This is a genomic window from Diaphorobacter sp., from assembly GCF_050251835.1.
Classification (GTDB): domain Bacteria; phylum Pseudomonadota; class Gammaproteobacteria; order Burkholderiales; family Burkholderiaceae_C; genus JBFXIE01.
On record NZ_JBFWLZ010000052.1, the window covers coordinates 3,093 to 13,333 of the forward strand.

Below are 10,241 nucleotides of genomic sequence, written 5' to 3' on the forward strand. Positions count from 1 at the left end.
GGCCCGACGTGATCGTGACCGACTACCGCCTGCGCCACCAAGAGACCGGCAAACAGGCGTTGCAGGTGCTGCGCGCCCACCTGGGGCGGCAGGTGCCCGCCATCATCATGACGGGCGACACCTCGCCGCAGCGCCTGCGCGATGCGCAATCCACGGCGGCGCTGCTGCTGCACAAGCCGGTGTCTGCGCGCCAGCTGTGTACCGCATTGGCGGAGCTGACGCAGCAACAGCGCAGTGCTGCCGAACGGGCAGGGCTGGCGCAGCCAGTCGCGCCTGCGGGCTGACGGGCCGGGCGACGGCTCAGGCAGGCGCTGCCGGCTGCGTCACAAACGCCTCGATCAGCCCCGCCACGGTCTGTGGCTGGTCGTGGTGCAGCATGTGGCCGGCGTCTTGCACCACGGCGGTGCGCGCATGGCGCACATGGCGCAAGCGCTGGTGGTAGTGCTGCAGCGTGTAGCGGCCCCTGTTCCAGCGCTCCAGGCTGTCGTCGCTGGCATGCACCGAGAGCACCGGCGCGCTGATGGCCTCGTACAGCGCCAGCACTTCGTCCAGGCGATACAGGTGCGGGTTGACGACTTTGTGCGCCGCGTCGCCCAGGACGTGCCAGCGCCCGTCGGCATCTTCGTGGGCCCAGTGGCGGGCCAGCCAGGCAGCCTTGTCGGCGGGCAGGCGCGGGTTGGTTTTCATCAGGCGCAGGGCCACGCTGTGGGCGCTGTCGTAGGGCTTGAGGGCCATGTCGCCGCGCTCCAGCTGGCGCAATTCGTCCATCCACTGCGCCAGTCGCGCGGGCGCCTGCGCCGGCTGCGTGGCGGGCAGGCCAAAGCCCTCCAGGTTGACCAGGCTGCGGATGCGCGCGGGCCGGGCGCCCGCGTACGACATGGCCACGTTGCCGCCCATGCTGTGGCCCACCAGATCCACGGGCCGGTCTCCTGCGTAGTGGTCCAGCAGATGATCCAGGTCGGCCAGGTAATCGACGAAGTGGTAGCTGTCGCACGGCGCGCTCAGGCGGCTCAGGCCAAAGCCTCGCCAGTCGGGCGCGATGATCTGCCGGCCCGCGGCAAAACCGTCACCGAAAGCATCGACCACGAACTGCCAGGACGCGCCCACATCCATCCAGCCGTGCAGCAGCACCAGCGGCGTTGTGTCGGCGCGGCGCTGACCCCAGGTGCGCACGTGGTAGCGCAGCGTGCGTATGGGGACGGACTCGGGGCGTGCGGGGCGTTGAACTTGGTACATGGCGGCATTTTCCAGTGACTGTATTTTGCGAAGGCATGGAGCGTCGGTGGGATGCGAGTCCGTACACTCGGGCGCGGTTTCTGACCGTTTGCATCGCAGTTTGATCGAAGTTTTACCGGAGCCCGCATGGACACAATCTCCCTTGGCCGCAGCGACTTGCGCGTCACCCCGATCTGCCTTGGCACCATGACTTTCGGCGAGCAGGTGGCCGAGCCGCAGGCGCATGCCATTTTGGACCGCGCGCTGGAGCGCGGTGTGAACTTCATCGACACGGCCGAGATGTACGCCGTGCCCGCGCGTCAGGAGACTTGCGGCGCCACCGAGTCCATCATCGGCCGCTGGTTTGCGCGCAACCCCGGCGCACGGCAAAAAACCGTGCTGGCCACCAAGGTGGCCGGCCCCTCGCGCGGCATGCCCTGGATTCGGCAGGGCCTGGGGCTGACGCCGACCGACATCCTTGCCTCGTGCGAGGGCAGTTTGCGCCGCCTGCAGACCGACGTGATCGACCTGTACCAGATCCACTGGCCCGAGCGGCATGTGCCTGCGTTTGGCCAGCTGTACTACGACCCGGACAAAGAAGTCAGCGCGACCCCCATTCACGATCAGCTGCAGGCGCTGGCCAGCCTGGTGCGCGCGGGCAAGGTGCGCTACATCGGTTTGTCGAACGAGACGCCCTACGGCGTGCACGAGTTCGTGCGCTTGGCCGAGCAGCATGGCCTGCCGCGGGTGGTGTCGGTGCAGAACCCGTATTGCCTGCTCAACCGCAGCTGGGACAACGCCATGGACGAAAGCTGCCACCGCCTGGGCGTGTCGCTGCTGGCATATTCGCCGCTGGCGTTCGGGCTGCTGACGGGCAAGTTTGACCAGCACGCCCCGGCGGATGCTGGCGCGCCGCAGAACGCGCGCATCGCCCGCTATGAGTCGGTGCGCAAGCAGCGCTGGGGCCGCCCCGAGGCGCTGGCCGCTGCCCGGCGCTACAACCAGCTGGCGCGCGACCACGGCCTGTCGCCCACGCAGCTGGCGCTGGCGTTTTGCTACCGCAGCTGGCGCGTGGCCTGCACCATCATCGGCGTGACATCACTGGCGCAGCTGGACGAAGACCTGGATGCCTGGGCCACGCCCCTGTCGCCCGGGCTGCTGGCCGCCATCGACGCGGTGCGCTGGGAAATGCGCGATCCGGCGCAGTGACTGCTGGTTGAGACTAAAAATGCCTCTGGCGCTTATGGGAAAAGCGCAGGCAGCTCTTTTTTTTGAAGCATGGCCAAGAAAGAAAAAACCGCTCATGTGAGCGAAACCCCCGCCACGCAGCTGCTGCGTGCCCACAAGGTGGCCTTCACCGAGCACCCGTACGACTACGTGGAGCACGGCGGCTCGGCGGAGTCGGCACGCCAGCTCGGGCTCGATGAGCACATGGTGGTCAAGACGCTGGTGATGCAGGATCAGGACGCCCGCCCGCTGATCGTGCTGATGCACGGCGACCGCAAGGTGTCCACCAAAAACCTGGCGCGCCAGATCGGTGCCAAGAGCATCGAGCCCTGCAAGCCCGAAGTGGCCAACCGCCACAGCGGCTACCTGGTGGGCGGCACTTCGCCGTTTGGCACGCGCAAGCCGATGCCGGTGTTCATCGAAGAAAGCATCCTGCAGCTGCCGCGCATTGCCATCAACGGTGGGCGCCGCGGCTTTCTGGTGCAAATCGACCCGCAGGTGTGCGTGCAGCTGCTGGGTGCGCGCCCGGTGCAGTGCGCGCTGGCAGAATAGCGCGGCCTTTTGGCGCCAGCATCCATGCTCTCATCTGCGTTGGCGCTTTTCACCTGTTTCAACCATCCATTGCCGTGAGCCCTGTACTTTTGTCTCTTGCCGCTGCCGTGGCTGCCTACCTGCTGGGTTCGCTGTCGTTTGCCGTCATCGTCAGCCGCGTGATGGGCCTGTCCGACCCGCGCACCTACGGCAGCAAGAACCCCGGCGCCACCAACGTGCTGCGCTCGGGCTCCAAGGTGGCGGCGGTCGTCACGCTGCTGTTTGACGCGCTCAAGGGCTGGCTGCCGGTGGTGCTGGTGCGCTGGTTTGGCGCCCCTTACGGTCTGCAGGAGGGCACGGTGGCGCTGGTGGCGCTGGCCGCATTTGCTGGCCACCTGTGGCCGGTGTTCTTTCGTTTTCAGGGAGGCAAGGGCGTGGCGACGGCGCTGGGTGTGCTGGTGGGCATCAGCGGCTGGCTGGGCCTGGCCACGCTGCTGACCTGGATCATCATTGCGTTTTTCTTCCGCTACTCGTCGCTGGCCTCGCTGGTGGCGGCGGTGTTTGCGCCGTTCTTTTACGTGCTGGGCAGCGGCGTGGCCTGGTACGCGGATGCGCGTGTGGGTGTGGCCATTGCGGTGATGGCGGGCCTGCTGGCCTGGCGCCACCGCCAGAACATCCAGCGCCTTATCCAGGGCAAAGAGTCGCGTCTGGGCGCCAGCAAAAAGCACTGACGCGGGCGCTCGCTGTCGTACAGCGGTCATTCAGCCCGTTGCGCGGGCGGACTCAGTGCGGCGGCCGGTCGGTGCGCCGCATACATGCCCAGACGCACCATGGCGCGGTAAGGCAGCTCCACGGTGACTGCGGAGCGTGCCAGCGCCGACAGGATGCGCGGCCGCCCGCGCGCTGTCTCGTGAAGAGTGGGCGCTGATTGCGGCTCGCCATTGGCGTTCAGCACACTGGCCACCAGCGGCAGGTTGGGCCGGTCGCTGCGCCGCAGCACGATGGCCGTCTCGCCGTTATCCAGCCGCACGAAGGTGCCTGGCGGGCACAGGCCCACGGTGCGCACCAGGGCCAGCCCCACCTCGTCGTGCATGTCGGATTCATGGCCCACGATGGCCCGTACCGAGTCGGTGGCGCTGCGCCCCGCACGCGACTTGCGCGGGTTGATGATGGCGGCGTAGCGGTCGATGGTGCTCAGGATGCGGGCCAGCCGCTCGGGCGCGGGCAGTGCGGTCAGCATCGCGGCATCGGACAGCGGCTGGTGGTGCAGGGCGACCACTTCCAGCCAGAGATCGTTGGTGATGTTCAGCTCTTCCAGCATGCCCAGACCGGCTTGCGGATGCAGGGCCACGGCTTTTTGCTGCTCGGCGGTGAGCGGCTCGCGCTGCAGGGCCAGCTCGTCTTGCAGCGCCGTCATGCCGATGTTCATGGTGAAGGCCGCGCGCACCAGGCTGTCACGCTCGTGGGCGGGCAGTCCGGCATCGAGCGCCATGATGTGGCACAGCGTGCCGCAGACCAGCGCGTGCGAGGCGCTGTAGCCCGCCGTGGATGTGGAGGCTAGCTGGAACATCAGGTACAGCGCGGCGTCGATGTCATGGGTCACCAGACCTTGCAGCCAGCGGTCGCACTGGCGTACCTTGGCGGGAAAGTCCGTCACGCTCAACGGGCGCAGCAGCAGTATGGACAGCGCCGACTCCAGATCGGACCATTGTCCTAGCAGATCCTCGTATTCGGTGTCGGCGGCGGGGCCGGGGCCGGCGGGGGGCAGCGCAAGCATGGTGCAGGAGGGCGTGGGCGTCGAGAGTGCGGAGGCGGGCAGATGGCGGCGCGCGCGCCTGTCAGCGGCGTTTGAGCAGCACCAGCTCGTCGCCCGTGCGGTTCATCTCGAACTCGCGCAGAAAGCTGTTGCCCAGCAAAACGTAGGGCATGGGCTGAGGGGTGACGATGGCGTCCACCCCGCGCACCTCCACGTCGCCCACGCGCACTGAGTCCAGCCGCAGGCGCCAGCCCCGGGCCGTGCCGTTGGCGGTGCTCATGGTCACGCCCTGGCCTTGCTCGAACGGCAGGCCCATGCGCTGAGCGTCCGGCCGGCCAATGGCGACCGTCGAGGCGCCCGTGTCCACCATGTACTGCATTACGCGGCCGTTGATCAATCCGCTGTTGATGAAGTGCCCCCGCGCATCGGCCTTGAGCACGATGCGCTGGCCCGTGCCGCTGCGGCCCACGCTGACCGGCGCCTCGCCCAGCCGCAAGGTCTGCCGGCCGTCGGCGGTGTCCACCACGGCGTCGCTGGCGCCCACGGACACCACCCGAACGCCCCGGTGCGCCTCGCCCGGCGCCACGCCGCGCGGCGCGCTGCCGTCCACCACCAGCAAGGCCTTGCCGCCCAGGATGCCGGCCAGCACCACGCTCTGCGCCTGGGCCCACGAGGGCGCAGTCAGCGCCAGGGCGGCGGCCAGGAGCAGGGTCAGGCGAAGCATGGGCAACGGCCGGGCGTGGTCAATCGCGGAAGTTGTCGAAGGTCAGCGGCAGGTCGGCAATGTCCTTGCGGATCAGGGCCATGGCGGCCTGCAGGTCGTCGCGCTTGGCGCCAGTGACTCGCACTTTGTCCTCCTGGATGGCTGCCTGCAGCTTGAGCTTGCTGTCCTTGATGAGGCGCTGGATTTTCTTGGCCTGCTCGGCATCGATGCCGTTTTTGACCTTGACCACCTGCTTGAGCTTGTCGCCGCCGATCTTCTGGGGCTTTTGCACGTCCAGAAAGCGCACATCCACGTTGCGCTTGGTGAGCTTGCCCCGCAGGATGTCCTCGACCTGCTGCAGCTGGAAGTCGGCGTCGCCGAACATCGTGATTTCCTTGTCTTTCAGCTCCACGGCGGCGGACGTGCCCTTGAAGTCGAAGCGCGTGCCGATCTCCTTGGCGGTGTTTTCCACGGCGTTTTTCACTTCGACGAAATTGGCTTCACAGACGGTATCAAAAGACGGCATGGCATCACTCTCGGCTAACACGCTACAAACCCGCGCCCGCAGAGGGCGGGTGCGACAATCCTGGCGATGTTAGTCGAGAAAAACGTACCCCTGCAGAGTTACAACACCTTCGGCATCGCGGCGCGAGCGCACACGCTGGTGCGCGTGCACAGCGCCAAAGATGTGCATGACCTGCTGGCCGACCACCGACTGGCACGCCAGCCGCTGCTGGTGCTGGGCGGGGGCAGCAACATCGTGCTGACGGGCGACGTCAAGCCCGTTGTGCTCAAGATGGAGATCAAGGGGCTGCGCCTGCTGGAAGAAACCGACAAGGCCTGGATCGTGGAGGCCGGCGCGGGCGAGCTGTGGCATGACGCCGTGGCCTGGACTTTGGCGCAGGGTTGGCCGGGCCTGGAAAACCTGGCCCTGATCCCCGGCACCGTGGGCGCGGCGCCCGTGCAAAACATCGGCGCCTACGGCGTGGAGCTGCAAGACCGCTTTCACTCCCTGGTGGCCATCGACCTGGCCACGGGCCGCCCCTTTACGCTGGATGCCGCACAGTGCGCGTTTGGCTACCGCGACTCGGTGTTCAAGCACGCCGCGCCGCGCGCGCCGCACGAAGGTGGCGGCCTGCACCGCGGCATGGGCCTGGCCGGGCGCGCAGTCATCACCCATGTGCGCTTTTTGCTGCGCAAGGACTGGGCCCCCGAGCTGGGCTACCTGGACCTGGAGCGCAGGCGCCAGGAGGCGGGGGTGCAGCACCCGACGGCGCAGCAGGTTTTTGACTGGGTGTGCGACATACGCCGCGCCAAGCTGCCCGACCCGGCCGTGATCGGCAACGCCGGCAGTTTCTTCAAGAACCCCACGGTCACGCCCGAGCAGTGCCAGGACATCATCGCGCGCGACCCGAAGATCGTGCATTACCCCATGCCTGACGGAACCATCAAGCTGGCGGCCGGCTGGCTCATCGACGCCTGCGGCTGGAAGGGCAAGACCGTGGGCAAGGCCGGCGTGTATGAAAAGCAGGCGCTGGTGCTGGTCAACCGCGGAACGCCTGAAGATAGCGTGACCGGCGGCGAAGTGATGACCCTGGCGCGCGCCATACAGACCAGTGTGTACGAGCGCTTTGGCATTCGCCTCGAGCCCGAGCCGGTGGTGCTGTAGTCAGCCTTGTTTTTGCTCATCTTTTGGTAGCTGTTCGCGCTTGATGCATAAGCGCTAGAGGTCTAAAAAGCACAAAACCGCCCAAGGGCGGTTCTGTTGTCTGCGCGGCGATCGTCCGTCAGCCGGCCGTTGTCGTCATGTAGCCCATCCAGGGCCAGTAGGTCAGCGAGAACACCACCAGCAGCACGATGGCCGCCGCAGTCAGCACCAGGCCTGTGCGCACGTAGTCCTTGATGTCGAAGGTGTCGGTGCCGTAGGCCAGCATGCCCTGGGGCGAGTTCACCGGCAGGATGAAGCCGATGCTGACCACGAACTGCAGCAGCATGGTCATGCCGATGGCGTTGATGCCTGGGGTCTCGACGGTCTGCATCACGCTGATGATGATCGGGATCATGGTGGACGCCAGCCCCGTGGCGCTGGCAAAGCCCAGGTGGATCACGATCAGGAACAGCGACAGCAGCATGAAGATGGCAAACGCGCTGGCATTGGCCAGGCCCAGATAGTCCACTATCAGGCGGGCCAGCCAGGGCGCGGCCTCGGTCTTGAGCAGGGCCGATCCCATGGCGATGCCCACGGCAAACAGCAGCACGGTGCCCCAGGGGAAGCCCTTTTGCGACTCTTTCCAGTTCATCACGCCCACGCGCGGCGCCAGCATCAGCGCAATGGCTACGATGGTGGAGGTGGTGGTGTCCACCTTGTGCAGCACGCCCTCGGTGGCCCAAAAGCCCAGCAGGATCAGGGTGATGCCCAGCAGCTTGCCCTGGTTGGCGGTCATGGGGCCCAGCTCGGCCAGTTGGCGCTGGATGGCTTCGCGGCCGCCGGCAATGTGATCCATCTCGGGCTTGAGCATGCGCGTCATGATGTAGTACAGCGCAATCGTCAGCACGGCAGAGTAGGGTGCGCCGGCCACGAACCACTCGCCCCAGGTGATGGTCTGGTTGAACTGCTTTTCAATGAAGCCGATGGCCACCATGTTCTGCGCGGCGGCGGTCTTGATGCCGATGTTCCACACGCTGGCAGTCTGCGCTGCGGTGATCACCACCAGTGCCGCAAACTTGCTGCGACGGTCTGCCCCGAAAGCCGACAGAAAGCCCAGCATGATGGGCATCAGGCAGGCCACGCGCGCGGTGGCGCTGGGCACGATGAACGACAGCAAAAAGCCCACCAGGATGGCGCCCATGGCCACATGGTTGGCGCGTGCCGGCACGTACGACAGCACCTGCAGCGCGATGCGCTTGTCCAGTCGCGTAGTCGTCATGGCGGCGGCGATGAAGCAGGCCGCAGCCACCAGCACCACGGCGCTGTTGCTGAAGCCGCCCAGCGCATAGGGCAGCGCGGCGCGCGTGCCCATCATGGCGCCCGCCGCATCCTTGCCCGGCACAGGGCTGATGGCCAGCAAGACAATCATGACGGCGCCAATGACCACGGCGCTGACGGCATAGTCCAGCGCTTCGGTCATCCACAAAATCACCGCGAACGCGAGGATGGCCAGCATCATCTGCCCCGCCTGGGGCAGCCCGGGCAACGCTGGCATGAATGCGATGATGAGCAAGGCGGCCGTGGCCGCCGCCAGACCGATGCGCCGTGTCATGACAGACCCATCGCCCGCAGGCGGCTTATCGGTGGTTGCAGTGGCAGGAGTGGGGGCTGGGGAGGAAGTCATGGCAAGGTTTTCTTTCTCTTGGAGTCGCCCGGCAAAGACTTTGGCCTGAAGCAATCGCAGTCGGCCAGCAGGGGCGCGCATGTCATTGTGCGCCGCTGTTATCGGCACCGTATGACATGTAGCGGCGCTTTTTGACAAGCATCAAGCACTGTCCTTGCAAAAAATCAGCCTACAATCGCGCCCCCCGGCAATACCGCCGACATGGGTTCCCTCAACCCCATTCACAAAAAAAGGACTGCCATGACCTCGCTGCAGGCAACGCCATCGCGCGTGCCGTTTTACCTCTCCCTCCTGGTGGCGTTTCATATCGCCATCGTCATTGCCAGCAACTACCTGGTGCAACTGCCCATCACGCTGCTGGGCTTTCACAGCACCTGGGGTGCGTTCAGTTTCCCGTTCATCTTTTTGGCCACCGACCTGACGGTGCGGCTCATCGGCAAGGCCGAGGCGCGCCGCGTCATTGCCCGCGCCATGCTGCCGGCGCTGGTGGCCTCTTACGTGGTGGGCGTGCTGTTCCATGACGGCCGCTTCAACGGCTGGGCCGCGCTGGGTGACTTCAACACCTTCGTGTTCCGAATCGCCTTTGCCAGCTTTGCCGCCTATGTGCTGGGGCAGTTGCTGGACATCCAGGTGTTCGACCGCATGCGCCAGACCAGCCGGTCATGGTGGCTGGCCCCGGCAGCGGCGTCGGTGTTTGGGCAGGCGCTGGACACGGCTGCTTTCTTCTCCATCGCCTTCTGGCGCAGTCCTGATGCCTTCATGGCTGCCAACTGGGGCGAGATCGCCCTGGTGGACTATGTCATCAAGATGGCCGTGAGCCTGCTGCTGTTCGTGCCCGCGTATGGCGTGGCCCTGGCCGCCATTGTGCGCACCATGCGTGCGCAGCCGGCGCCACTGGCTACCTCTGCGCCATGACCGCCATGAATCGCCTGCCGCAGCAGCGCGCGTTGGTGCTGCTGTCGGGCGGGCAGGACTCCGCCACCTGCCTGGCGTGGGCACTGGCCCGCTACGGGCATGTGGAGACCCTGGGTTTTGACTACGGCCAGCGCCACCGTGTGGAGCTGGAATGCCGCCAAAAGCTGATCGACGGCATACAGGCCCTGCCGTGGCCGGGGCAGCTGGGGCCTGACCATATGCTGACGGTGGATGTGCTGGCGCAGCTGGGCGGCAGTGCCATGACCGATGACGTGGCCATCGCCATGCAGGCGGACGGTCTGCCCAACACCTTCGTGCCGGGGCGCAATTTGCTGTTTTTCACACTGGCGGCCGCGCTGGCCTACCGGCGCGGGCTGCATGTGCTGGTGGGCGGCATGTCGCAGACCGATTATTCGGGCTACCCCGACTGCCGCGACGACACCCTGAAAGCGTTGCAGGTGGCGCTGAGCCTGGGTGTGGATCGTCCGCTGGCGCTGGAGACACCGCTCATGTGGCGAACCAAAGCCGACACCTGGGCGCTGACGCAGCAACTGGGTGGCGA

11 protein-coding genes and 1 pseudogene are annotated in these 10,241 nt (G+C 66.4%); 7 read left to right on the top strand and 5 right to left on the bottom strand.

Features of this window, described 5'->3' with window-relative positions:
- A pseudogene (locus AB7E35_RS13735) lies at positions 1-284 on the top strand (hypothetical protein); the annotation flags it as partial.
- Between the two features lie 16 nt (positions 285-300).
- Here AB7E35_RS13735 and AB7E35_RS13740 read toward each other — a convergent pair.
- The gene (locus tag AB7E35_RS13740) at positions 301-1,236 is read right to left on the bottom strand and encodes an alpha/beta fold hydrolase (protein WP_428164127.1); all 936 of its coding nucleotides are present in this window, start codon (positions 1,234-1,236) and stop codon (positions 301-303) included.
- A 126-nt stretch (positions 1,237-1,362) separates the two neighbouring features.
- On the opposite strand from AB7E35_RS13740, the gene AB7E35_RS13745 reads away from it, so the two are divergent.
- From AB7E35_RS13745 to plsY, 3 genes are all read left to right on the top strand, one after another.
- Complete coding sequence (locus AB7E35_RS13745; protein ID WP_428164128.1) at positions 1,363-2,424, top strand: aldo/keto reductase; 1,062 nt, start codon at positions 1,363-1,365, stop codon at positions 2,422-2,424.
- 69 nt (positions 2,425-2,493) lie between these two features.
- Positions 2,494-2,994, top strand: coding sequence for a Cys-tRNA(Pro) deacylase (gene ybaK / locus AB7E35_RS13750; RefSeq protein WP_428164129.1), 501 nt, complete (start codon positions 2,494-2,496; stop codon positions 2,992-2,994).
- A 74-nt stretch (positions 2,995-3,068) separates the two neighbouring features.
- Entirely contained in the window at positions 3,069-3,704 is a 636-nt protein-coding gene (gene plsY / locus AB7E35_RS13755) for a glycerol-3-phosphate 1-O-acyltransferase PlsY (RefSeq protein WP_428164130.1), read from the top strand.
- Between the two features lie 26 nt (positions 3,705-3,730).
- On the opposite strand, the gene AB7E35_RS13760 is transcribed toward plsY, so the two are convergent.
- The 3 genes from AB7E35_RS13760 to AB7E35_RS13770 form a co-directional block, all read right to left on the bottom strand.
- A complete protein-coding gene (locus AB7E35_RS13760; protein WP_428167756.1) occupies positions 3,731-4,750 on the bottom strand; it encodes an HD-GYP domain-containing protein in 1,020 nt (339 codons plus the stop codon).
- A 61-nt stretch (positions 4,751-4,811) separates the two neighbouring features.
- A complete protein-coding gene (locus tag AB7E35_RS13765) occupies positions 4,812-5,453 on the bottom strand; it encodes a retropepsin-like aspartic protease family protein (RefSeq protein ID WP_428164132.1) in 642 nt (213 codons plus the stop codon).
- Positions 5,454-5,472: 19 nt separating this feature from the next.
- Entirely contained in the window at positions 5,473-5,958 is a 486-nt protein-coding gene (locus tag AB7E35_RS13770; protein ID WP_428164133.1) for a YajQ family cyclic di-GMP-binding protein, read from the bottom strand.
- Positions 5,959-6,024: 66 nt separating this feature from the next.
- Between AB7E35_RS13770 and murB the strand changes: the two genes are divergently transcribed.
- Positions 6,025-7,101 carry a UDP-N-acetylmuramate dehydrogenase gene (gene murB, locus AB7E35_RS13775; protein WP_428164134.1) on the top strand — a complete coding sequence of 359 codons (1,077 nt, stop codon included), beginning with the start codon at positions 6,025-6,027 and terminating at the stop codon, positions 7,099-7,101.
- A gap of 118 nt (positions 7,102-7,219) precedes the next feature.
- On the opposite strand, the gene AB7E35_RS13780 is transcribed toward murB, so the two are convergent.
- Positions 7,220-8,764 carry an SLC13 family permease gene (locus AB7E35_RS13780; RefSeq protein WP_428164135.1) on the bottom strand — a complete coding sequence of 515 codons (1,545 nt, stop codon included), beginning with the start codon at positions 8,762-8,764 and terminating at the stop codon, positions 7,220-7,222.
- Between the two features lie 240 nt (positions 8,765-9,004).
- Between AB7E35_RS13780 and AB7E35_RS13785 the strand changes: the two genes are divergently transcribed.
- Both AB7E35_RS13785 and queC read left to right on the top strand, forming a co-directional pair.
- Positions 9,005-9,679: a 7-cyano-7-deazaguanine/7-aminomethyl-7-deazaguanine transporter gene (locus tag AB7E35_RS13785; RefSeq protein ID WP_428164136.1), complete on the top strand. Its 675-nt coding sequence runs from the start codon at positions 9,005-9,007 to the stop codon at positions 9,677-9,679.
- Positions 9,680-9,684: 5 nt separating this feature from the next.
- Positions 9,685-10,241 (top strand): 7-cyano-7-deazaguanine synthase QueC (gene queC / locus AB7E35_RS13790; protein WP_428167757.1); only part of this gene is annotated, 557 nt, incomplete at its 3' end.